Source organism: uncultured Ruegeria sp. (assembly GCF_947489545.1).
Lineage (GTDB): Bacteria > Pseudomonadota > Alphaproteobacteria > Rhodobacterales > Rhodobacteraceae > Ruegeria.
Genome location: NZ_CANLDZ010000001.1, coordinates 247,627 through 270,619, shown reverse-complemented (window position 1 = coordinate 270,619; position 22,993 = coordinate 247,627). Strand labels below are relative to the sequence as shown.

At 56.1% G+C, this 22,993-nt stretch carries 17 protein-coding genes; 11 read left to right on the top strand and 6 right to left on the bottom strand.

Annotation, left to right across the window (positions count from 1 at the left end; translation table 11 throughout):
* Positions 1–8: 8 nt before the first annotated feature.
* Positions 9–3,059: an efflux RND transporter permease subunit gene (locus Q1B13_RS01265; RefSeq protein WP_299077237.1), complete on the top strand. Its 3,051-nt coding sequence runs from the start codon at positions 9–11 to the stop codon at positions 3,057–3,059.
* Positions 3,060–3,128: 69 nt separating this feature from the next.
* On the opposite strand, the gene carB is transcribed toward Q1B13_RS01265, so the two are convergent.
* Positions 3,129–6,473 carry a carbamoyl-phosphate synthase large subunit gene (gene carB, locus Q1B13_RS01260; RefSeq protein ID WP_299077234.1) on the bottom strand — a complete coding sequence of 1,115 codons (3,345 nt, stop codon included), beginning with the start codon at positions 6,471–6,473 and terminating at the stop codon, positions 3,129–3,131.
* A 177-nt stretch (positions 6,474–6,650) separates the two neighbouring features.
* On the opposite strand from carB, the gene Q1B13_RS01255 reads away from it, so the two are divergent.
* The 3 genes from Q1B13_RS01255 to aspS all read left to right on the top strand — a co-directional run bounded on the left by Q1B13_RS01255 (position 6,651) and on the right by aspS (position 10,485).
* Complete coding sequence (locus tag Q1B13_RS01255; RefSeq protein WP_299077231.1) at positions 6,651–7,778, top strand: aminodeoxychorismate synthase component I; 1,128 nt, start codon at positions 6,651–6,653, stop codon at positions 7,776–7,778.
* Positions 7,733–8,380 carry an aminotransferase class IV family protein gene (locus tag Q1B13_RS01250; protein ID WP_299077228.1) on the top strand — a complete coding sequence of 216 codons (648 nt, stop codon included), beginning with the start codon at positions 7,733–7,735 and terminating at the stop codon, positions 8,378–8,380. The genes Q1B13_RS01255 and Q1B13_RS01250 overlap by 46 nt, the downstream gene beginning before the upstream one ends.
* 329 nt (positions 8,381–8,709) lie before the next feature.
* Positions 8,710–10,485 (top strand): aspartate--tRNA ligase, encoded by a 1,776-nt coding sequence (aspS, locus tag Q1B13_RS01245; protein ID WP_299077225.1) that lies wholly within the window; start codon positions 8,710–8,712, stop codon positions 10,483–10,485.
* A gap of 261 nt (positions 10,486–10,746) precedes the next feature.
* Here aspS and Q1B13_RS01240 read toward each other — a convergent pair whose 3' ends face one another.
* Positions 10,747–11,466 carry a response regulator gene (locus tag Q1B13_RS01240; RefSeq protein ID WP_298933810.1) on the bottom strand — a complete coding sequence of 240 codons (720 nt, stop codon included), beginning with the start codon at positions 11,464–11,466 and terminating at the stop codon, positions 10,747–10,749.
* 135 nt (positions 11,467–11,601) lie between these two features.
* On the opposite strand from Q1B13_RS01240, the gene mce reads away from it, so the two are divergent.
* Both mce and Q1B13_RS01230 read left to right on the top strand, forming a co-directional pair.
* Complete coding sequence (mce, locus tag Q1B13_RS01235; protein WP_299077222.1) at positions 11,602–12,006, top strand: methylmalonyl-CoA epimerase; 405 nt, start codon at positions 11,602–11,604, stop codon at positions 12,004–12,006.
* 22 nt (positions 12,007–12,028) lie between these two features.
* The gene (locus Q1B13_RS01230; protein WP_298933806.1) at positions 12,029–12,301 is read left to right on the top strand and encodes a DUF1467 family protein; all 273 of its coding nucleotides are present in this window, start codon (positions 12,029–12,031) and stop codon (positions 12,299–12,301) included.
* A gap of 6 nt (positions 12,302–12,307) precedes the next feature.
* On the opposite strand, the gene Q1B13_RS01225 is transcribed toward Q1B13_RS01230, so the two are convergent.
* The 3 genes from Q1B13_RS01225 to Q1B13_RS01215 form a co-directional block, all read right to left on the bottom strand.
* Positions 12,308–13,006, bottom strand: coding sequence for an EI24 domain-containing protein (locus Q1B13_RS01225; RefSeq protein ID WP_299077219.1), 699 nt, complete (start codon positions 13,004–13,006; stop codon positions 12,308–12,310).
* The gene (locus tag Q1B13_RS01220; protein ID WP_299077217.1) at positions 13,003–13,581 is read right to left on the bottom strand and encodes a nitroreductase family protein; all 579 of its coding nucleotides are present in this window, start codon (positions 13,579–13,581) and stop codon (positions 13,003–13,005) included. Before Q1B13_RS01220 ends, Q1B13_RS01225 begins: the two co-directional genes overlap by 4 nt.
* Positions 13,582–13,795: 214 nt before the next feature.
* Complete coding sequence (locus Q1B13_RS01215; protein WP_299077214.1) at positions 13,796–14,689, bottom strand: LysR family transcriptional regulator; 894 nt, start codon at positions 14,687–14,689, stop codon at positions 13,796–13,798.
* Between the two features lie 113 nt (positions 14,690–14,802).
* On the opposite strand from Q1B13_RS01215, the gene Q1B13_RS01210 reads away from it, so the two are divergent.
* The 5 genes from Q1B13_RS01210 to Q1B13_RS01190 all read left to right on the top strand — a co-directional run bounded on the left by Q1B13_RS01210 (position 14,803) and on the right by Q1B13_RS01190 (position 20,279).
* Complete coding sequence (locus Q1B13_RS01210) at positions 14,803–15,897, top strand: D-cysteine desulfhydrase (protein WP_299077212.1); 1,095 nt, start codon at positions 14,803–14,805, stop codon at positions 15,895–15,897.
* 40 nt (positions 15,898–15,937) lie between these two features.
* Complete coding sequence (locus tag Q1B13_RS01205) at positions 15,938–16,897, top strand: glycine betaine ABC transporter substrate-binding protein (protein ID WP_299077209.1); 960 nt, start codon at positions 15,938–15,940, stop codon at positions 16,895–16,897.
* 72 nt (positions 16,898–16,969) lie between these two features.
* Positions 16,970–18,025 (top strand): glycine betaine/L-proline ABC transporter ATP-binding protein, encoded by a 1,056-nt coding sequence (locus tag Q1B13_RS01200; RefSeq protein ID WP_299077206.1) that lies wholly within the window; start codon positions 16,970–16,972, stop codon positions 18,023–18,025.
* Positions 18,022–19,563 (top strand): proline/glycine betaine ABC transporter permease, encoded by a 1,542-nt coding sequence (locus Q1B13_RS01195; protein ID WP_299077204.1) that lies wholly within the window; start codon positions 18,022–18,024, stop codon positions 19,561–19,563. Before Q1B13_RS01200 ends, Q1B13_RS01195 begins: the two co-directional genes overlap by 4 nt.
* Positions 19,560–20,279, top strand: coding sequence for an alpha/beta fold hydrolase (locus Q1B13_RS01190; protein WP_299077201.1), 720 nt, complete (start codon positions 19,560–19,562; stop codon positions 20,277–20,279). Before Q1B13_RS01195 ends, Q1B13_RS01190 begins: the two co-directional genes overlap by 4 nt.
* Positions 20,280–21,397: 1,118 nt before the next feature.
* On the opposite strand, the gene Q1B13_RS01185 is transcribed toward Q1B13_RS01190, so the two are convergent.
* Positions 21,398–22,993, bottom strand: a complete 1,596-nt coding sequence (locus tag Q1B13_RS01185) for a GMC family oxidoreductase (protein WP_299077198.1) — start codon at positions 22,991–22,993, stop codon at positions 21,398–21,400.

Here is a 22,993-nt window from a genome sequence, read left to right as displayed (position 1 = left end):
GCTGACAGATGAATATTGCACGCGCCTCTATCGACCGGCCGCTTTACACGTGGCTGATAATTATGATTGCACTTTTCGGCGGCATCTGGGGATTTCTGTCGCTTGGACGCCTTGAAGATCCGGCGTTTACGATCAAAAACGCGGTCATTGCGACCCAATACCCGGGTGCTACAGCGGAACAGGTGGCCTTGGAAGTGTCAGAACCTTTGGAATCCGCGATACAGCAGATGGGTGAAGTGGATGTGATCACTTCGGTCAATCAGCCGGGCCAGTCCCTGATCGAAGTGGAAATCAAATCAATCTACGACGGCACGGAATTGCCCGACGTTTGGACGCGCCTGCGTGCCAAAGTGCGCGACGCTGCGCGTGGCCTGCCATCGGGGGTCAGCGCCCCTTATGTCAATGATGGGTTTGGCGACGTATTCGGCTTGTTTTATGCAGTGACGGCCGAGGGGTTTTCGGACGCGGAGAAACACGAGCTTGCAACGTTCCTGCGCCGTGAATTGCTTACCGTTGACGGAGTCGCAGATGTTGAGGTGCAGGGCCTGCCGAATGAGGCCATCTTTGTAGAACCCGACCTGGCGATTTCGGTTAACCAGAACGTTCCTTTACAAGCGATCAATGATGCGATTGCCAATGCGGACTCGGTCAATTCTTCGGGGTCCTTACGCTCGGAAAGTGAGCGAACCACCATTTTGACCGCTGAAGGCTCGGACAGCGTTTCGGCCATCGCCGGGCTATCCGTGGGCTCTCAGGGTCAGGTCATCAATCTGTTCGATATGTCCGATGTTTATCGCGCGCGGCAAACCGATCCCGACATTATCATCCGGTTCAATGGGACCGAGGCTTTCACCTTAGGGATTGCGGGGCTGGCGACCGAGAACATTGTCGAGGTTGGCAAACTTGCGGATGCAAAACTGGCTGAACTGGATGCGGAAATCCCTTTTGGTGTGGAAATCTTGCCGATCTACCAGCAACACGTTGTTGTCGAACAGGCCTCGAACGACTTCCTTGTGAATCTCGCCATGTCAGTGGCTATCGTGGTTGCCGTTCTGGGCATCTTCATGGGCTGGCGGGCTGCGGTTGTTGTTGGTTCAACCTTATTGCTGACCGTGGTCGGTACGTTGTTGTTCATGTCGCTGTTTTCCATCGAGATGGAGCGGATTTCGCTGGGCGCCCTGATTATCGCCATGGGGATGCTAGTAGACAATGCAATCGTGGTGGCTGAAGGGATGCAGATCTCGATGCTGCGGGGCAAATCTTCGCGCGATGCTGCCGAAGACGTGGCTTCTAAAACGCAGATCCCACTTCTTGGCGCAACGGTGATCGGCATCATGGCTTTTGCGGGGATCGGTCTCAGCCCGGATGCGACGGGAGAGTTCCTGTTCTCGCTGTTCGCCGTCATTGGCATCTCGCTGTTGCTGAGCTGGGTATTGGCCATCACGGTGACACCCATGCTGGGTCACTATTTCTTCAAGCAAGGCAAAGAGGGTGAGCTGGACGCCTACAGCGGCATTTTGTTCCGCGTCTATGGTGCAATCCTGCGCTGGGCGTTGCGGTTCCGCTGGCTGGTGGTTGCCGGATTGGTCGCGGTCACCGTGGTCTGCTATGCGGGCTTTGGTTTGATGAAGCAGCAGTTTTTCCCCAACTCGAACACACCTTTGTTCTTTGTTCACTATAAGCTGCCTCAGGGCACACCGATTGAACGCACATCGCAGGATATGGCGGTTTTTGAAGAATGGCTAGCGGCCCGGGACGATGTCGTTTCTGCGACCACTTTTGTGGGGCAGGGCGCAACCCGGTTCATGTTGACCTATTCGGCGGAAAAGCCAAATCCAAGCTATGGTCACATGATCATCCGCACTGAAACCTTGGAGGACATCCCAGCCCTTCAGGCGGACCTTGAGGCGTTTGGATCGGTCCAGTTCCCCGAAGGAGAGTTTGGCACCAAACGTCTGGTCTTCGGCCCAGGTGGCGGGGATCCGATCCAGGCGCGGTTCTCGGGCAGCGATCCGAAGGTTCTGCGCCAACTGGCTGAGGAAGCGGTCCAACAAATGGCCGCAGCCTCACCCAACGCTCTTTTGGTTCACCACGACTGGCGCGAGCAAGAGCTGGCCGTGCAGCCGATCTATGCCACCGAACGCGCACAGACCGCAGGCGTGACGCGCGAAGATATTGCAGCGACATTGCAGTTTTCCACTGATGGTATCACCGGAGGGGTTTTACGCGAGCGTGACCGCTTGATCCCGATCATCCTGCGCCGACCGGCCGATGGCGAGTATTCGATCGTCGATCAGGTCGTGTACTCGGATCAGTCCGAAAGGTTTGTTCCGATCGAGCAAATGGTGGATGGGTTCGAATACACCTCGCTCAATACGCTGGTACATCGTCGCGACCGGGTTTTGACCATTACGGTTGGGGCCGATATCCCGCCCGAGCTGACAGCGGCGCAGGTTCACGCCGAAGTTCGCGACGCAATAGAAGCAATTGACCTGCCGCCCGGGTACAAGATGGAATGGGGTGGTGAGTTCGAAGACTCGGGCGATGCGCAGGCAAGTTTGGGCAGGCAGCTGCCCCTTAGCTTGCTGATCATGGTTCTGATTTCCGTGCTGCTGTTCAACGCAATCCGTCAGCCTGTGATCATCTGGCTGCTGGTACCAATGTCGGTAAACGGCGTGGTGATTGGCCTGCTTGGGACCGGTCTGCCTTTCACGTTCACCGCGCTTCTGGGTTTGCTCAGCTTATCCGGGATGTTGATCAAGAACGGTATTGTGCTGGTCGAGGAAATCGATCTGGTCCGTGCGACCGGCACACCGTTGCGCGAGGCGATCATCGAAGCCTCAGTCTCGCGTCTGCGCCCGGTCATGCTGGCCGCGATCACAACGATCCTTGGGATGGCACCATTGCTGACAGATGCGTTTTTCGTCTCGATGGCAGTAACCATCATGGGCGGTCTGGCCTTTGCAACGGTCCTGACCATGGTTGCAGCGCCGGTGTTTTACCTGCTGTTCTTTGCGCGGGATGAGAGGAAGCAACTGGCGGTTCAAACCGCCACTTAAGCGGTCACTAAAAGCAAAAAAAGCCCCCGGTTTGTCACCGGGGGCTTTTCGTTTCAAATCTATGGCTGCTCAGCCTTGCAGCGATTTGACCTCGACATCCCCTTCGGCCTGCGCCTTGATCGCCAGCGCCGCGGCGTGGCTGGCGGCGGCGGTCGTGAAGTAAGGGATTTTGTCGTAAAGAGCGATCGACCGGATGACTTTGCTGTCTTCAACAGCCTGTGCGCCTTCGGTCGTGTTCATCACCAATTGCACCTGACCATCTTTCAGCATGTCGGCCACGTCCGGGCGGCCCTCGTAGACTTTGTTGACCAGATCACAGGCAACGGCCTGATCTGCCAGCCATGACTGTGTGCCGCGCGTGGCCACCAGCGTGAAGCCTTGCCCTGCCAACACTTGCGCAGTCTCCAGCATAGCCGGGGTTTTATCGGCGTCCTTGATCGAGATGAACGCCCGGCCCGACGATGGCAGGACCATGCCAGCCCCCATCTGCGCCTTGAGGAACGCACGCGGGAAATCCCGATCCCAACCCATGACTTCCCCGGTTGAACGCATTTCTGGGCCCAGGATCGTATCGACGCCCGGGAACCGAGCGAAAGGCAGTACGGCCTCTTTCACCGAGAACCAAGGCATATTGGGATCGGCCAAAGTCATTTGATCTGCGATCTTGGTGTCCTGACCCTCTTGATACGCGGGGCGTATTGGGAAGTTGGAAAGTTTCTCGCCCGCCATCACCCGCGCAGCGATCGAGGCAATTGCGCTGTCCGTGGCCTTAGCAACGAAGGGCACTGTGCGCGAGGCACGCGGATTGACCTCGATTAGGTAGATCTCGTCATCCTTGATAGCGAACTGCACATTCATCAGGCCGACAACGTTCAAGGCTTTGGCCAGCTTGAAGGTCTGTTCCTTGATCCGACCAATGACCTCGTCCGACAGCGAATACGGCGGCAGCGAACAGGCTGAGTCGCCGGAGTGAACGCCTGCCTCTTCGATATGCTGCATGATGCCCGCTACATGCACGTCTGTGCCATCGCAAAGCGCATCTACGTCCAACTCGACCGCACCGGCAAGATAGCTGTCCAGCAAAACGGGGCTGTCGCCCGACACGACGACGGCTTCATTGATGTAGCGCCGCAGCTGATCCATATCGCGTACGATTTCCATCGCACGACCACCCAGAACGTAAGAGGGGCGGATTACCAATGGGAAACCGATGTCTTCGGCAATCTCCAACGCCTGCTCGTCGGTCGAGGCGATGCCATTCTTGGGTTGCTTCAGGCCCAGATCATTGACCAGAGCCTGGAACCGCTCACGGTCTTCCGCCAGATCAATGGCATCCGGCGTGGTGCCGAGGATCGGGATGCCTTCTTCTTCCAGTGCATTTGCCAGTTTAAGCGGAGTCTGGCCGCCGAACTGAACGATCACACCATGCAAAGTGCCGTTTTCCTGTTCTTTCGTCAGGATTTCCATGACGTGTTCGAAGGTCAGCGGCTCGAAATACAACCGATCCGATGTGTCATAGTCGGTCGAGACAGTCTCGGGGTTGCAGTTGATCATAATGGTTTCATAACCTGCGTCGGTAAGCGCGAAACAGGCATGGCAGCAGCAATAATCAAACTCGATGCCCTGACCGATCCGGTTCGGACCACCGCCGAGGATGACAACCTTTTTGCGGTCTGATGGCCGTGCCTCGCACTCAACCTCTCCCATCATCGGGGCCTCGTAGGTCGAGTACATGTAGGGCGTCTGCGCTTCGAATTCGGCCGCACAGGTGTCGATGCGTTTGAACACTGCCGTAACACCCAGATTGCGGCGGGCGCGGCGGACGTTGTCTTCGTCGCGACCTGTCAGGTTTCCAAGGCGAGCATCGGTAAAGCCTAACATCTTGAGCCTGCGGATACCGGCCTCGGTCACCGGCAGGCCGGTTTTTATGATGTCACGCTCGGCTTCGATAATCTCGCGGATACGGGCCAAGAACCAGGGGTCGAACTTGGTGACGCCAAAGATTTCATCGTCAGACAGACCGTGACGCATGGCCTGCGCGATGGTGCGCAGACGGTCCGGGGTTTGCTTGCTGATGGCTTTGATCACCGCCGCTTTGTCAGGGGCTTCTTCCCAGACGCCAACGCTCAGGCCCGGGATTTCGACCTCATCAAAACCCGTCAGCCCAGATTCCATCGAGGCCAGCGCTTTTTGCATCGACTCGTGGATGGTGCGGCCGATGGACATGGCCTCACCCACCGATTTCATCGCGGTGGTCAGGTACGGTTCCGAGCCGGGGAATTTCTCGAATGCGAATTTCGGGATTTTGGTGACGACATAGTCGATGGTGGGCTCGAAGCTGGCCGGGGTCACCTTGGTGATGTCATTGTCCAACTCGTCCAGAGTATAGCCAACGGCCAGCTTGGCGGCGATCTTTGCGATCGGGAAGCCGGTCGCCTTGGACGCCAGCGCCGAGGATCGTGAAACGCGTGGGTTCATCTCGATCACGACCATACGGCCATCATCAGGGTTGATCGCCCATTGCACGTTTGACCCGCCGGTCTCGACCCCAATCTCGCGCAGAACGGCGATCGAGCCGTTGCGCATGATCTGGTATTCTTTGTCGGTCAGCGTCAGGGCAGGGGCGACAGTGATCGAATCACCAGTATGCACGCCCATCGGATCAACGTTTTCAATGGAACAGACGATTATGGCGTTGTCAGCGGTGTCGCGCACCACTTCCATTTCAAATTCTTTCCAACCCAGCAGGGATTCATCGACCAGAATTTGATTGACCGGCGAGGCATCCATGCCCGAGCGGCAGAAATGGATATAATCCTCACGGTTGTACGCCACGCCACCGCCGGTACCGCCCAAGGTAAAGGCGGGGCGGATGATGGCTGGCAAGCCGATCTCTTCCAGCTCGTCCAACGCCATCTGCACGCCGGCGTCCAGATTAGCACTGCCGTTTTCGTTCTTTGGTGCGGTGATGATGGTGGCCTTGGGGTTTTCCAATCCCAGCCGGTCCATCGCCTCGCGAAACAGCTTGCGGTCTTCCGCCATTTCGATGGCGTCACGCTTGGCGCCGATCATTTCGACCCCGAATTTGTCCAGCACGCCCATCTCTTCCAGTGCCAGCGAGGTGTTCAGGCCGGTTTGCCCACCCATGGTGGGCAGCAGCGCGTCGGGGCGCTCTTTTTCGATGATCCTGGCGACAACCTCGGGCGTGATCGGTTCGATATACGTCGCGTCTGCGAGACCGGGGTCTGTCATGATTGTCGCAGGGTTCGAATTCACCAGAATGACCCGGTAACCTTCTTCGCGCAGGGCCTTACAGGCCTGAGCGCCCGAGTAGTCGAATTCACAGGCCTGACCGATGACAATGGGGCCCGCCCCGATGATCATGATCGACTGAATGTCGGTTCTTCTCGGCATGGCCTACGTCCTTCGATGTTCGCGAGTCAGGGGCGCCGCCCAAGCGCCCAAATTGTCCTGCGTTATAGGGACCGCGCCAAAAGGTTCAAGAGGTATCGAAAACAAGGGCGAAATTGCCGCTTTCCCCTCTTCCCCTCGTCGGCGTAATCTCTATACCCCGTTGCACGGCAAATGAGGATGCAATTGCGTATTCGTTTTGATCAGGGGCCGGCCGGTCCGGGAACCCGTTTTGCCCGGCCTTCCCAGATAATCCGCGCTGACATGGCGGAGGACGTGCCCCAGGCAATGACGGCGCTGGATGAGGCACGCGCAAGCGGTGCCTGGGTGGCCGGGTATGCAAGCTATGAGCTTGGGTATGCGTTAGAGGCGCGCCTTCTGGCGCTCCTGCCGCAAGATCGCCGTTTGCCGTTGATGTGTTTTGGCGTTTACGATCATCCGACCCAAAGCGACCTACCAAAAGCGGATGCAGGAATCTCCGACTTTAGACCCAGGTGGGATGATGAGAGATACTCGCGGGCCTTTCAGACGGTTCACGATGCCATAGGCGCCGGAGATATCTATCAGGCTAACCTGACCTTCCCGATCGACATGACCATAAACGGCGATAGTGCTTCGCTTTTTGCCGCGCTGACAGCCCGTCAATCTGTCGGGCACGGCGCCTTTGTCGAACAGGATGACCTGCCAGACCTGCTCAGCCGGTCGCCAGAATTGTTCTTTCGAACCGATACAATGGGATGTATCGAAACGCGCCCGATGAAAGGCACGCAGCCCCGCAGCGAAGATATGGCCGAGGATGCGCGCCGGCGGAATTTCTTGTCGATTGACGAAAAGAACCGGGCCGAAAACCTGATGATCGTCGACCTGCTGCGCAATGACATAAGCCGGGTTGCCCTACCAGGATCGGTGCACGTGCCCGAATTGTTCAAGGTCGAAACTTACGCGACGGTGCACCAGATGGTGTCGCTCGTGCGGGCTCAGTTGCAGGTGGGTGCCGGGTTGTCTGATATCTTGTCTGCCCTGTTCCCGTGCGGTTCCATCACAGGCGCACCCAAAATACGCGCCATGGAAATACTGTCCGAGCTGGAGCCATGGGCGCGAGACATCTACTGCGGTGCCATCGGATGGGCGGCCCCGGATGGACGATCCGAATTCAACGTGGCCATCCGCACCCTGATGGTCGAAGATGGCGCGGCGACGCTGAACGTGGGTGGTGGAGTAGTCTGGGACAGTACAGCCCCGTCTGAATATGAGGAAGCGCTATGGAAGGCCCGCTTTGCGCACCAGTTGAGTCTGATTTCCGCCTGATCGAGACGTTGGCCCACCGGCCAGATCAGGGTTTAGTAAGGCGAGACCGCCATCTGAGGCGCATGGCGCGAACCGCCGCCGCACTAGGCTTGCCATTCATAGTGGACGAGGCTTTGGAAGCTCTGGCTGATGTGCCGAATGAGGTACCGTTGCGGTGCAGGCTGACGATGGACATCTCGGGAAAGTTCGAACTGACAACAGCGCCTCTGGCGAATAACCCGCCCCATTGGCGGTTAGCGCTGGCCGACACAAGGCTGAACGCGTCTGATCTTTGGCTGCGTTACAAAACAACGCGGCGCTCGGTATATGACACCGCCCGAGCGGCTATGGCGGACGATATTGACGAGTTGCTTTTCCTGAACGAGCACGATGAACTCTGTGAAGGTACGATCACCAATCTGTTTGTCGTGATGCAAGACGGCGAACGCCTTACTCCGGCACTGTCGTGTGGGCTGTTGCCAGGCATTCTGCGCGAAGAGCTTTTGGAAGGTCATGAGTTTACGGAGTCCAAGTTGACCCTGACCGATCTCCAGAATGCGCAAACCGTATATATGGGAAACTCGCTACGCGGGCTGATACCGGTAGAATTGGTGACCTGTTGACCCGGGCGATGCCGCAGGAGTTGCGGTTTCGGCTTGTTTTTGGCGATACCACGCAATCCCGCCGGAAGGGCGTGGGGCACAACTGTTGAACGCCGCCGTGACCGTCGCGGGCGGGCTGTCATTCAGTTGGGCTTACCATCAGCACGGGTTATTTTCCATGTTGATCTGTTGCGACCAATCTTGGGTAATATCATCGTTGCCGTGGCTTTGGGTGTGTATTTCTATTGCGGGAACCTGCAAAGGCCGTTTTGACGGCGCGACCTGCCTTGACTTTCTCAGTCTGACGCGGTGTACCGGCGCGACGAATTTTGCGCCCGAAGGGATATTTCATGCACGCCTATCGCAGCCACACCTGCGCCGCTCTGACCGCCGCCAATGTTGGCGAAACCGTTCGCCTCTCTGGCTGGGTGCATCGGGTACGAGATCATGGCGGCGTGCTGTTTATCGACCTGCGCGACCATTTCGGCGTGACCCAGGTGTTGTGCGATGGCGACAGCGCTGCTTTTACCGAGCTCGAAAAGGTGCGGTCCGAATGGTGCATCCGTATCGATGGCACGGTCAAAGCGCGTGCTCCCGAGTTGGTTAACTCCAAACTGCCCACGGGTGAAATCGAGATTTACGTGCGCGAGCTGGAAGTGCTGGGTGCTGCCGACGAGCTGCCCCTGATGGTGTTCGGCGATCAGGAATACCCCGAGGAAACCCGCCTGCGCTATCGCTATCTGGACCTGCGCCGTGAGGCGATGCAGCAGAACATGACACTGCGGTCGGACGTCGTGGCCTCGATGCGCCGTCGCATGTGGGATCAGGGTTTTCGCGAATATCAGACGCCGATTATCACCGCGTCCTCGCCAGAAGGCGCGCGCGACTTCTTGGTGCCCTCGCGCCTGCATCCAGGCAAGTTCTACGCGCTGCCTCAGGCCCCGCAGCAGTTCAAACAGCTGATCATGGTGTCGGGCTTCGACAAGTACTTCCAGATCGCGCCTTGTTTCCGCGATGAAGACCCGCGCGCTGATCGTTCGCCGACTGATTTCTACCAGCTCGACCTCGAAATGTCGTTTGTTGGACAGCAGGACGTGTTCGACACGATCCAGCCGGTTCTGACCGGTGTGTTTGAAGAGTTTGGCGGTGGTCGCAAGGTCGACCAGGACTGGCCGCAGATTTCCTACAAAGACGCGGCGCTGTGGTATGGCAGTGACAAGCCGGACCTTCGCAACCCGATCAAGATGCAGGTTGTTTCCGACCATTTCCGTGGCTCAGGTTTTGCGATCTTCGCCAAACTGTTGGAGCAAGAGGGCACCGAAATTCGCGCCATCCCCGCACCCACCGGTGGTAGCCGCAAGTTCTGTGACCGCATGAACGCCTTTGCCCAGAAAGAGGGCTTGCCTGGAATGGGTTACATCTTCTGGCGGGATCAGGGCGAAGGCATGGAGGCCGCAGGGCCGCTCGCCAAAAACATCGGCCCCGAGCGGACCGAGGCAATTCGCCAACAGCTGGGTCTGGGCGTCGGCGATGCCGCGTTCTTCCTCGGCGGCAAGCCAAAAGCCTTTGAAAAAGTTGCGGGCAAAGCCCGCGACGTGATCGGCAACGAGTTGAACCTGACCGAGAAAGACCGCTTTGCCTTCGCTTGGATCGTGGATTTCCCGATCTACGAGCAGGACGAAGAATCCGGCGCGATTGATTTTGAACACAATCCGTTCTCGATGCCGCAAGGCGGGATGGAGGCGTTGCAGGGTAACCCGCTGGATGTACGCGGCTATCAATACGATTTGGCGTGCAACGGGTACGAGTTGGTTTCAGGCGCAATCCGGAACCACAAGCCTGAGATCATGCTGAAAGCCTTTGAGCTGGCGGGTTATGGTGAGGATGAAGTTAAAAGCCGCTTTGGCGCACTCTTCAATGCCTTCCACTATGGCGCTCCTCCGCATGGTGGTTGCGCTGCAGGCATCGACCGGATTGTGATGTTGCTGGCGGATGAGGCCAATATCCGCGAAGTGATGATGTTTCCGATGAACCAGCGTGCTGAAGATTTGATGATGGATGCGCCGTCTGATCCGACCTCAGATCAAATGATGGAACTGGGTTTGCGGATTATACCGCAAGACTAGTCATCCATCGCAACCTGAACTGCGTGTAAAGACAGTCTGGTCGTCCAATCGCGCCACTGTTTTGCCGGTGGCGCGGACACCGCTAGGCCCGAATGCCCGCGCTTCCCGAGTGTTGGACTGTTCGCTGAGGTCGAAAACCGTTAGTCCAACGGGTTTTTCAGGTCGCTTCTGTTCGCCCGTATTGCTCGTGCAGTGTGGCGTGTCTGTCGGTAGACCCACAGGCACAAAAAGGTTGCTGTGATGAAATAGGCAGTGACCATTCTAGATTGCCTCCCGTTGTTCCAGGCGGTCTTGGACAATACCGGCAACCTTTGCGGCCTGCGCGGTAACCGGTGTGCCATGTGCACGCGACCTGGCCAACTGACGAGCGGCTTCCGCCAGTACATTGTCATCTGCTTCTTGCGCAACGCCGCACAAAAACTGTGCCGCATAGTCTAATGTCCGATGGTCATTCGGCCCCGCCAGCACGTCCGCGATATGGGCCATGTCATCCTGGTAAGCCATGGGATCTGGCCGGATCACCTCGTCGCGAACCGAGTGTAGGCCGCTGGGGCGTCGATCCTCAGGCAGCAATTTCAGGATGGATCTTTGAAAGAACGACATGGACTCTATCGGTTTAGCTAGAAACCCATCAGCCCCAGCGTCCAGAGCGGCGCTTTTAGTGCAATCGTCGCCGGACATCCCCAGAATGACACTGATGCGGGGGCTGGCATTCGAAAGCTCGGCAATCAGATCCGCGCCGGACCCGTCAGGCAGTCCCATATCGATAAGAATAACCGAGGGGCGGTAGATCTGCAGATGCCGACGCGCTGATTTCAGGCAATCGGCGCGCCTGATTCTGGCGCCGCTGTGCATGCACATGAGGCGTATCACATCGCAGGCATATCGGCTGTCCTCGACAACCAGAATGGTTTGCCCCAGCAAGGGCCGGGCAGCGGTTGGCGTAGCGACGGTGGTGGCGAAAGGACCCGAATCGTCCATGGCAGATCTCCTATTCAGCAGATGCCTCACGCTAGGAACTTCTGGCTAACACAGGGTTAACAGGCGATTTGGCGCACTTGTCCTTTAGCAGGTCTGCCCCCATAACCCATGCAACACAGGACTGAGGAGAATGACATGATTGGTCGTCTGAACCACGTCGCTATCGCCGTGCCCGATCTTGAGGCGGCGTCAGAGCAATATCGCAGCGCGCTGGGCGCCAAAGTCGGTGCGCCACAGGATGAACCCGATCATGGCGTAACCGTTGTGTTCATCGAATTGCCAAACACAAAGATCGAATTGCTGTACCCGCTGGGTGATGACAGCCCGATCAACGGATTTCTGGAAAAGAACCCCGCCGGTGGCATTCATCATGTGTGCTACGAGGTGGAAGACATTATCGCGGCGCGCGACCATCTGAAGGAAACAGGGGCTCGTGTTCTGGGATCGGGTGACCCAAAGATCGGTGCCCATGGCAAACCGGTCTTGTTCCTCCATCCCAAGGATTTCAACGGCTGCCTTGTTGAGCTAGAGCAGGTTTGAACCCCAGCCCGGAGGGCCTGAAATGACCATAACAGCCGGTTTGGTGTTGTTCGCCGTGATCTGGTTCATGACCTTGCTTGTTGTGCTGCCCATTCGCATCAAGACACAAGGCGATCTGGGTGAGATTGTGCCGGGCACCCACGCGGGTGCCCCCGAAGTGCATCACATGAAGAAAAAGCTGTGGATCACCACAGGTATCACGGTGATCTTGTGGGTTATCATTGCCGGGATCATTATTTCCGGTGTGATCTCGGTGCGGGACTTCGACTGGTTGAACAACCTCGAACCCCGGTAAGGCCCATCAGGAATTGAGGCCGGACAACCGGTGGTAGATGTGGGTGAACGTGGCGACACCGATGATCGGAATCACCAGATTTACCAACGGGACAGATAGTGGAATTGCCATCAAGGTTCCCGCCAACCATATGGTCGTTGAATGCTTCGCCCGGAGCTTTCGGGCATTCTCGCGCCCCAAACGGCGCATCGCTGCGAGCGTGAAATACTCGCGACCCAGCAGAAATCCGTTCATTCCCCAGAATATGAAGGGCGCAAACGGCGTGAATATTGCATAGAGGATCAGGGCCAGCAGGTTTGCCACGATCAACACACCCATAAAACTCAGACCGTCCAGCAGCGCCTCGCCAAAGGGGATTTTATGGGCAGGGGGCAGGCTGGAATAGTGTTTGTCTTCCACAGCCTGCGCGACATCTTCCAGAAAGATCGACGTTATGGCCGAGGCTACGGGCATCATCAAAAACACTGGAAGCACTAGCGCCAACAATATGCCCGAGTAGTTCAAAACATCGTTCAACCAGGGCACAGCACCGATGAAGGGCAGTGAAATCTCATTCCCGGACAGCATGTTTATGAACCAGATTGCAACGGCGCAGGCGACAATCAGTAGCAGGATCGTCAGGCCAATGCCGCGCAAAAGAACGGATCGGAACTTTGGATCACCAATTTGACCCAAGGCAGCAAAAAAGGCGTTCAGGATGATCATTCAGAAACCCATTTGGTCAGTGTGGTGACATCCGGGCGTGGACGTTCCGGTGGGGCAGCACTCTCTGTGGCAATGTGGATCATCCCTGCGACGCGCTCATTCTCCGACAGCCCCAGTGCTTTTTCACAGAATCCTCGATCATGAGTTTGCCACCCTGACAACCAGTTCGCGCCCCATCCTGCGGCCAGAGCGGCGTTCAATAGCGCCAGGCAAACGGCCCCCGCTGAGTAGGTCTGCTCGATCGCGGGTATCTTGGCCGAGGGTTTTTGTACTTCAACCACCGCAACGGCCAAATGGCCCAAGTCAAACTGGCTGCGCGCCTTCACGATTTCTTCCGGGCTTTTGTTCAAAGCGCGGCCGGTTTCTTCGGTCAGATTTGCCAGGCGCGGCATGGCGCCTTTCTCAAGAACAACAAACCGCCAGGGTTCCAGTTTTCCGTGATCAGGGCTGCGGGCTGCGGCCGTCAGCAAGGGGATCAGCTCATCCCGGTTAGGGGCCGGCGCGATCAACGTCTTGGCAGGTCGGGACCGACGCGAGTGCAGAAACTCCAGGGCGGCGGGGTTCTTCAAGGTCATATGTTAACTTTCTTTACATCGACGCTACGTATGTTGGTCAGCCGTGCCGCAGTTTCAAGGGTAAGAAGCTGAGTTCAGGCGATCAATTTCATCCCAGCGCAGGTAAAGCAAGATGGTTGGTGGAATACGATGATGCGTGCCGTTTCCAAACCGTGTAAATGGTCTGATTGATGCGAACTCATTGCCCATGCAGAGGCAGGGCACGATTGGAATACTACTTTGGCGCACTGCCCCAAATATCAAACAGGCTCAACGCAGTTGGGTTGTTGCGGTCGGCGTAAATAGCAACATCCATGGGTTCTTTCCCAAGCCGATTTGCCAATGAGATCACGTCTCCGCTTTGCAGTTCGTTGTGCACCATGCTGAATGGCAACCAGGCCACGCCTAGCCCTTTGAGGAGCATCTCACGAATCCCCGTCGAAAATGCCGTTTCGCAAATAGGATTTGTGCTGAAACCAGCGGTTCCGAACAGTCTTTCCTTTTTTCGCAATACCTGACCGAAATAGCTGTTGTCTGGATAGACAACGGATGGAGAGTCCGCCGGTATGTCACCACCGTCTTTCACAGCAAAACGCATTGAGCCGCCGACCACGGGTATGAGATAGTCGCGACCCCACGATCCTCTTAACACATTTGCTCCGAACTCCAGGGGTTCGGCAAGTTCAGACTCGTAGCACAAAAGCATGCTTGCATCCTTGCGCAAGAACATACTCACGCAATCGCTTAGGTTTGCGGGATGGAGGCGAAACTTTATGCCCGGCAGCTTTTTGCGCGCCTTGAGCGCCATATCCGGGAAACGAGAAAACACCTGGGCGTGCTGCGCCGCTATCCTGACCGTGTTTGCTTTGGGATCATGATGAACGATTTTTGTGCGCATCTCGCGTAGTTGTGAGAGAATTGCGCGGATTTCTGACTCGTTCGAAATCAACGCTTCGCCAATTTCGACGCGGTTTGTCTTCCGGTTCAAAACCGGGACACCCAGCCAATCCTCGAACGAACGTATGCGTCGGGAAAACGCAGGTTGTGTGATGTTTCGGCGTGCGGCAGCGCGGCTCAGATTACCTTCTTCCAAAAGAGCAAGGACGTCATCCAGCCATTGCGTATCCATTAATCTCACCTCCAGCCAAAGCAAAAGTATGAGCAGCCATAGAAAAAAGCACTGTTTTTCTGTGTTTCGATAGGAAACGCTTTGGGAAAACCCAAGTTGGAGGACCCCAGAGAATGGCCGAGACAGTAGACATCGCGGAACACGGCGCCGGTGATGCCGTGGATATGACTGTTAGTCTCTGCAAGGAGCTCTCGATCACGTTGGCAGGATTTCCCCGTATTTCATTCGCACATCTGCCTACTCCGCTTGAGCCGATGGACCGACTGAGTGAGGTTCTGGGTGGTCCCCGTTTGTGGGTTAAGCGGGATGATTGCACCGGTCTTTCGACCGGCGGCAACAAGACACGGAAGCTTGAGTTTTTGATGGCGGATGCCGCAGGGCAGGGTGCTGACGCGATCATTACCCAAGGGGCGACCCAATCGAACCACGCACGCCAAACCGCTGCAGCCGCGGCGAAGCTGGGGATGGACTGTCATATTCTGCTCGAGGACCGAACCGGGTCAAATGATCCCGACTATACTCTGAATGGGAATGTATTGCTGGATCGCCTGCATGGGGCAACTGTGTCAAAACGCGGTGACGGCACAGACATGAACGCCGAGATGGAGGCCCTGTCGAAGCGTTTGCGTGACAAGGGTAAAACACCGTACATCATTCCAGGGGGTGGGTCTAATTCAGTTGGTGCCCTAGGGTACGTGAACTGCGCGAGGGAACTGATTGAGCAGGCCGCCAAGATGGGCCTTTCATTGGATGCGCTTGTACATGCCACCGGTAGTTCCGGTACTCAGGCGGGGCTTGTGGCGGGGTTATCTGCAATCAAAAGCACCACCCACCTACTGGGGATTGGCGTCAGGGCGCCTCGGGAAAAGCAAGAACAAATGGTCTTTGATCTTGCGACGCGCACGGCCGATCATTTGGGAACGGGTGTGGAAATTTTGCGCGGTGATGTGCGTGCAAACTGCGACTACGTCGGACCCGGCTATGGCAAACCAACCGACGGTATGGTCGAGGCCATCAAGTTGCTGGCGCGGACCGAGGGTCTTTTGTTTGACCCGGTGTATTCCGGCAAGGGGCTTGATGGGCTGATCGACCAAATCCGCAAAGGGTATTTTGACGGGATGAACAACGTGGTTTTCCTGCATACTGGCGGAAGCGCTGCCCTTTTTGGCTATTCTGATACCTTCGGGCTTCCCGGGTATGCTTCATAATAACAATAAACAAAAAACCACCAACAAGGAGATCTTTGTAATGACACTGAAGAAAACGTTAACCGGTTTGGCATTCTTGAGCGCTTTTGGCGCTCCTGCGTTTGCTGAAGATGTCAAGATTGGTGTGCCTTCCTGGACCGGGGCACAAGCCATCGCCTATGTTCTGGGTGAGGTCGTCACCTCGCGGATCGGAGGCACAGTTGAATACGTGCCCGGCAACAATGCCACGATTTTTCAAGCGATGGATCAGGGTAAGGGCGATATCGACGTACACCCTGACGTCTGGCTGCCAAATCAGGAAAGTTTCACTAAGAAATATGTGGATGAAGCCGGCACCGTAACGCTGTCATCGAACCCATACGAGGGTAATCAGGGCTTTTGCGTTTCAAAGGATTTCGGGTCGGCTAACAATATCACCGACATTACTGATCTGGGTCGCCCAGACGTTGCGGGACTGATGGACAGCGACGGTAATGGGAAGGGAGAGATGTGGATCGGCGCACCAGGCTGGGCCTCGGCAAATGTAAACGAGGTCAAAGTGCGGGATTACGGATTGCTGGACTTTATCGAACCGATCCGGGCCGAGGAAAGTGTGAAAACCGCGCGGATCAAGGACTCGATCGCCAAGGGTGAGGGTTACGCATTCTATTGCTACAAACCCCATGCTGTGTGGTTCATGTTCGACGTCGAAATGCTGACCGAGCCTACCTTTGATCCCGCGAAGTATGTCATGGTGCAGCCTTCAGATGACGCGGATTGGTACGAAAAGTCGAACGTTGCTACAAAGGACGCGCTGAAGCAGGTGCAAATTGCGTGGTCGAACTCGCTTGTAGATCGCTCGCCCGCAATTGCCGATTTCTTTGCCAATTTCGCGCTGACCGCAGATGATGTGAGCGCGCTGGCCTTTGAGATAAGTGCCAATGGGCGCGATCCAGCGGACGCCGCAAAGGATTGGGTAAGCGCCAATTCCGATCGCGTCGACTCGATGCTGGGGCTCTGAGCGCACCCGCAACAACGACAGCACCGGCGATGGCCGGTGCTGGAACCGACCAATCTTACATGCAGGCGCGAAATGACCCCAGAATCTGTCATTGAAATCTCGAACGTCTGGAAGATCTTTGGCGCTAAGCCACAAGTGGCGCTAAAGGCGATCCGCGACCGAAACCTAAGCAAGGCCGAGGTTCTGTCCGAGTACAATTGTGTGGTCGGTGTCGCGGATGTGAGCCTGTCAGTGAACCGGGGTGAGATATTCTGCATTATGGGGTTGTCGGGAAGTGGCAAGTCGACTTTGGTGCGCCATTTCAACCGATTACTGGAGCCTACGGCTGGAAAGATTGAAATCGAAGGAACCGATGTCATGGCCCTTGGGGCCAGAGATCTTCAGCATTTTCGCAATCAGAAAATCGGGATGGTCTTTCAGAATTTCGCGCTCATGCCGCACCGGTCGGTGCTGGATAACGTCGCGATGCCGCTAGAGATCCGGCAAGTCGCCAAGAACGAGCGCATGCGACAGGCGGCAGCGATCCTTGATATTGTTGAGTTGGGCGCATGGGGCGCGAAGTTTGCGCATGAATTGTCTGGTGGTATGCAACAACGCGTGGGTCTGGCCCGCGCCCTGGCGGCAAACCCGGATGTGTTGTTGATGGACGAACCGTTTTCTGCACTCGATCCGCTGATCCGTCGCCAGTTGCAGGATGAGTTCATACGACTTTCCAAAATACTGAAGAAGACAACGATTTTCATCACGCATGATCTGGATGAAGCCGTACGGATCGGCGATCGCATCGCGATTATGCGCGATGGAAAGATGGTTCAGATGGGGACCGCCGAAGATATCGTGATGCATCCGGCAGACGACTATGTCGCTGATTTTGTGGCCGGGATTTCACGCCTGAAGGTGGTTCATGCAAAGGTGGTGATGCAGCCCATCGAGAGTTGGATCGAAACTCATGGCCCGTTGCCTGCCGATGTGTACCGCGTGGAACCCGACGAGACGTTGAGCAACCTTATCAACCTTGCCATTGACGACGACAAGCCGATCGTCGTGACCGACGCTGGCGCTGACGTCGGCGCAATTACCCGCGCTGATCTTTTGCGGACCGTTATTGAAGGGACAGAGGTGTCATGAAAGATCAGAACATCAATCCGCTGGAAGACACTGAAAGCGAGGCCGCGCTGGCCTATGCAGAAGAGCGCAAAGAAAACATCCGTGCTTTTGTCCGCACAAGCCCCGACTATTACATCGCAAATTTCGACAAGGTTGGTGCGTCGGCAAGGTTCACGGCAACCTTCAATTTTTTCGCCGGTCTTTTCGGCCCAATCTGGTTTGGCGCGCGGGGGCTATGGTCCTGGGCGTTGTGCTTTCTGATCGTCGAGGCGATTGCATTTGTGCAGATCGCGCGGGGTTTGTTTGGTGATCTGGCCTCGGACGCTATGGCGCGTATCGCCTCGATTGAAGGAACGCTGGAACTACGTCGACAACAATTGGCGGCAGCCATCGAAAGTGGCTCGGATAGGGTGGATGCGTTTCAACGTGCCGTGGATGGGCTGGAAGCCAATATCGGCGGCATTCGCGCCGAAGCCGAGGCGCTGGCCGAGCAGGGCCCGACAATTGCCTTAATGGGCCTTGCAGTCCTTGTTGCGGTTAAGCTCGTCGAAGCGATTGTCGCCAATTGGGCGCTTGAAGCGCGGTTTTCCGAATGGCTTTCGAACCGTAGTCTCCGCTCGGGCATGCCGATATCCCAAATCGCTTTTAGTGCGATTTTCATGGTCCTGATCGTCGCCGTTGCCATGGTGAACTACAGTTTCCCCGGACGCTTCGAGATCCTGAGCAACTTCCCGACCAACCCGGAAATTCGTCTGGTCAGCATCGAAGGCGTAGAAGCCTTCTTTAACTGGGCGGTGTTGAACGGCGAGGCGTTGTTCGATGGGATCACCTATTGCATTCGGTTGATGCTGGACGCGCTGGAACTGATTTTCGTCAGCACGCCGTGGGTCGTGATCGCTGCGCTGATCATACTGCTGACGTGGCTGACCGCAGGTGTCCGGATGGCGATCTATTCCGGGGCGTTTTTGGCCTATATGGGTCTGCTCGGCTTCTGGGAAAAAGCGATGACGACGCTTGCCCTGCTGGGCACCGCCGCCTGTTTGTCGATCATCATAGGCATTCCGTTGGGTATGTTTGCGGCGAGGCGTCCAAGGTTTTACGCGTTTATTCAGCCAATCATGGACTTTATGCAAACAATGCCAGCCTTTGTCTTCATGATCCCGGTGATCGCGTTCTTTGGAACAGGTAAACCCGCCGCCGTCGTCACCACAATGATTTTTGGCGGCACACCCGTCGTTCGCCTGACTGTTCTTGGCTTGCGCGGCGTACCGGAAAGTGTGCGAGAGGCAGCGATCAGCTTTGGAGCCAACAAATGGTACTTGCTGACAAAGGTCGATTTGCCCTTGGCCAGCCCCTCGATCCGGGCGGGGATCAACCAGACGATCATGTTGTCGCTGGCGATGGTAGTGGTCGCCTCATTAATTGGCGCCAAAGGACTGGGCGAAGATGTACTTGAGGCATTGCAATACGCCAACGTCGGGCAGGGCATCCTCGCCGGTTTTGCAATCCTGTTCTGTGCTATGATTTTGGATCGCATAGTTCAGGGTCAACGCAAATGAAACCGCTTGTCCTTGTCCATGGGCTGATGGGGGGAAGCGCACAATGGGATCTGCAACTCAAAGCTCTTTCAGACCATTTTGGCGTTACCGCCCTTGACCTGCCAGGATTCGGCCGCAACCGTCATTTGCCGGCCATAAGTCGCATCGATGAACTCGCTGATTGGGTTCTAAGTGCGCTTCGAGACAAGGGTATAGAACAGTATCACCTCTTGGGTCATTCTATGGGAGGGATGATCGTTCAGGAGATCGCGCGCATGGATCCAGGTGGTGTTCAACGTCTGATACTTTATGCGACTGGCGCGATCGGCGTCCTACCCGGCAGGTTCGAAACAATCGATGAAAGCAAAGCGCGGGTTCAAAGCAATGGTGTTAAAGATACGGCCAGTCGGATCGCTGCGACATGGTTCTGGAAAAACGAGCAGGCAACAAACTTCAAAGCTTGTGAACGTCTGGCGCAAATGGCGTCGATGGAGGCCATCCAAGCAGGTCTTGATGCGATGAAGAACTGGTCAGGTACCGAGAACCTTTCGGCACTGCCTCAGGAGACACTCATAATTTGTGGCGACCGGGACAGAACTTATTCGTGGGAGCAGACCAGCTTGCTCTGGTCGAGCATCCCCAACGCAAGCCTTTCGGTTATCCCAGGATGCGCACACGCAGTACATCTGGAAAAGCCTGAACTGTTTACCAGCGTGTTAGTTGACTATCTTCTGTGACCAGGTACCAGCATCAAAGGCCCGTACCCCAATGGACCCACTCCCAACCATGCAACAACTTTTAATTTGGATTACTCGAGTGGGGCTGTTCAATGCCATTCTTCATCAAGGGGACGAGCAGTATGTTATTGATATTGGACGCATCCACCATTGAAGGTACGACCGGACCGTAACCTTCTTCAGGTCGCTTTGGCCTATATCGTCAAAGACAATGTACGCCCATCCGCATTTGCCCTGTCTCGAATAGATCAATCGCCTCAGAAAACATCCCGATGCGCGCTGCCAGTGTCTGAACTCATCTTCAGATGTCCCCGGAATTAGACCTGCCAGAGGGCATTGCGCAGCGCGCAGACGTTTCAGGATCGCATCAAAGACCGGTTTCTCGTCATCGTGATTGTGACTGATGACCTGCAGGACGTCGTGCCATGCGCGCCAGTCAAGTTTAAAGGACACGGAGCTGCGCGGCGGTTTCGATGGGGATCGCCGCCTGAGCGGTGAAGGCTTCAACCAGGGCAATGTCGTCTAAGGAGAAGGGTCTTTATACCCTGCCGTTCAGAATAAAGTTCCCGAACGCACCCCGATCCTGAATAAGCGGAACATTAAGATGCGTGCGAACGCCCTCGATACCCACCGATGTACGTCGCCCTTCATGGCCGCTTTGTAGAATTCCGTTTCCTTCGAATCGTCGTAGTGGACGGCCCTTGCTTCGGTCACTGCAATGCACATGACCAGTGGAACGGCGAGTTTAAATTCCATCCCGATTGGGAATGAGCTATTGTCGTCCCACGATCCGATGGCGGAGTTGTACAAATGGGTGCCAGTTTGATTGAGCAATTGCAGGTTGCTGCCATTGGCGCCGCATAGATTCTCTACATGTTTCAGGATTGTATCGAATACAGGCCGTTTGTCATCGCGGGTTCACAGTCCTGCGCAGGATCAAGTTCCAGCCGAAGATGTTGTGTATCTACATGGCTTGATTGTTTCCGCGTCGCTAAAATACTTGTCCGTCAATTCAAATCCACCTTCGAGAAGCTGTGCGTTGGCTGCCAGTATTGCTAAAACTGGCCTGTCTGCACACGGCAGTGCGCCCACGGGTTCACTGAACCTTGATAGCAATCTCAAAGAGTGGCGCGGATCAATTCGCTGGCTTTTTCACCTATCATAATCGCAGGTGCATTTGTGTTCCCACTGACGATCTCGGGCATTATCGAACAATCAGCAACCCGAAGATTACCAATTCCGTTTACTTTCAGGCTGGGATCAACCACCGAGTTTTCGGATGTGCCCATCGAACATGTCCCTGTGGGGTGATAAATCGAGACGGAATTCGATCTCGCCCAATCCAATGTACCCTCGTAGTCGTCGCATGACAGATCCGACGTTGGTCGGAACTCTTCGGATATTTTGGAAGTCAGTGGACTATGACGTGCGATCCCGCGCGCGATATTTACGCCATCGACAATGGTTCTACAGTCCGTTTCGGTCGACAGGTAATTGGGGATGATTTTGACATACTTTGTCGGGTCTGGGCCATCCAGGCGTAGCTCCCCTCGGCTTTCCGGTCTCAACTGGCAAACGGACATGGTGAAGGCCGAAAACGGATGTACACCTTCACCTGGGCTATCGGCGGACCAAGGCTGGACGTGGAATTGGATGTCCGGTGTTTGAGCGTCCGTGCGGGTTTTAACGAATCCGGTCGCAAGGCTTGCCGCCATGGTCATGGGTCCGGCGCGGAATAGGGCGTATTTCAGTGCAATACGCGCCTGATTGAACAGGCTTCTCACCTCATCATTCAGGGTTGGTTCGTTGCACTTAAAGACAAGGCGGGCTTGCAGATGGTCCTGCAGTCCCTTGCCAACCCCAGGCAGGGCGTGAATGGGCTCTACCCCGTTGTCTTTCAAATGATCCGGATCACCGATGCCCGACAGCATCAGAATCTGGGGAGAGTTGATCGCGCCGCCAGATAGTATGATCTCGCGGCGCACCTTGAGCGTTTTCATCTGACCTGAGCGATCGCGATAGATCAGTCCGGTCGCACGTTTTCCGTCCAGTTCGATCCGGCTGACTAGAGCATGCGTGATGACGTTCAGGTTCTGCCGGTTCCGAATCGGTTTGAGGTAGGCGACGGCTGCGCTGCAGCGTCGGCCATTGCGGGTGGTCAGCTGAAAATACCCCACACCTTCCTGGTTGGCGCCATTGTAGTCTGGATTGAACGGATAGCCCGCCGTCTGCGCCGCGGCGACCCAAGCATCGCATATGGGTCGTTGAATACGCATGTTCGAAACCGCAAGAGGCCCTCCGATTCCGTGGAATTCATCCTCGCCACGTTCCTGATCCTCGCTGCGCTTAAATAAGGGCAACACATCATCCCAGCCCCAGCCGACATTCCCCATTTGGCGCCAGCGGTCATAGTCCTCTTTCTGGCCACGTACATAAAGAAGGCCGTTCAGGGAAGACGATCCACCGAGTACTTTTCCACGTGGCCAGTCAATGGATCGGCCGTTCAGGCCAGGATCAGGCTCGGTGCGGTAACACCAGTCGACCGACGGGTTGTGCATCGTCTTGAAATAGCCAACGGGGATATGAATCCAGGGGTTCCTGTCGGGCCCGCCGGCCTCCAACAGCGCCACGGATGTCTTTGGATCTGCGCTTAGTCGATTGGCAATGACACAGCCCGAAGATCCGGCTCCGACAATCGCATAATCCACTTCCAT

Coding starts and splice junctions, on each gene's coding strand:
- carB (WP_299077234.1), bottom strand. CDS start 6,473: ATGCCGAGAAGAACCGACATTCAGTCGATCATGATCATCGGGGCGGGC.
- Q1B13_RS01240 (WP_298933810.1), bottom strand. CDS start 11,466: ATGGACGATTCGGGTCCTTTCGCCACCACCGTCGCTACGCCAACCGCT.
- Q1B13_RS01255 (WP_299077231.1), top strand. CDS start 6,651: ATGCAATTGCGTATTCGTTTTGATCAGGGGCCGGCCGGTCCGGGAACC.
- Q1B13_RS01230 (WP_298933806.1), top strand. CDS start 12,029: ATGACCATAACAGCCGGTTTGGTGTTGTTCGCCGTGATCTGGTTCATG.
- Q1B13_RS01200 (WP_299077206.1), top strand. CDS start 16,970: ATGACCCCAGAATCTGTCATTGAAATCTCGAACGTCTGGAAGATCTTT.
- Q1B13_RS01205 (WP_299077209.1), top strand. CDS start 15,938: ATGACACTGAAGAAAACGTTAACCGGTTTGGCATTCTTGAGCGCTTTT.
- Q1B13_RS01265 (WP_299077237.1), top strand. CDS start 9: ATGAATATTGCACGCGCCTCTATCGACCGGCCGCTTTACACGTGGCTG.
- Q1B13_RS01225 (WP_299077219.1), bottom strand. CDS start 13,006: ATGATCATCCTGAACGCCTTTTTTGCTGCCTTGGGTCAAATTGGTGAT.
- Q1B13_RS01215 (WP_299077214.1), bottom strand. CDS start 14,689: ATGGATACGCAATGGCTGGATGACGTCCTTGCTCTTTTGGAAGAAGGT.
- aspS (WP_299077225.1), top strand. CDS start 8,710: ATGCACGCCTATCGCAGCCACACCTGCGCCGCTCTGACCGCCGCCAAT.
- Q1B13_RS01220 (WP_299077217.1), bottom strand. CDS start 13,581: ATGACCTTGAAGAACCCCGCCGCCCTGGAGTTTCTGCACTCGCGTCGG.
- mce (WP_299077222.1), top strand. CDS start 11,602: ATGATTGGTCGTCTGAACCACGTCGCTATCGCCGTGCCCGATCTTGAG.
- Q1B13_RS01195 (WP_299077204.1), top strand. CDS start 18,022: ATGAAAGATCAGAACATCAATCCGCTGGAAGACACTGAAAGCGAGGCC.
- Q1B13_RS01250 (WP_299077228.1), top strand. CDS start 7,733: ATGGAAGGCCCGCTTTGCGCACCAGTTGAGTCTGATTTCCGCCTGATC.
- Q1B13_RS01210 (WP_299077212.1), top strand. CDS start 14,803: ATGGCCGAGACAGTAGACATCGCGGAACACGGCGCCGGTGATGCCGTG.
- Q1B13_RS01190 (WP_299077201.1), top strand. CDS start 19,560: ATGAAACCGCTTGTCCTTGTCCATGGGCTGATGGGGGGAAGCGCACAA.
- Q1B13_RS01185 (WP_299077198.1), bottom strand. CDS start 22,993: ATGGAAGTGGATTATGCGATTGTCGGAGCCGGATCTTCGGGCTGTGTC.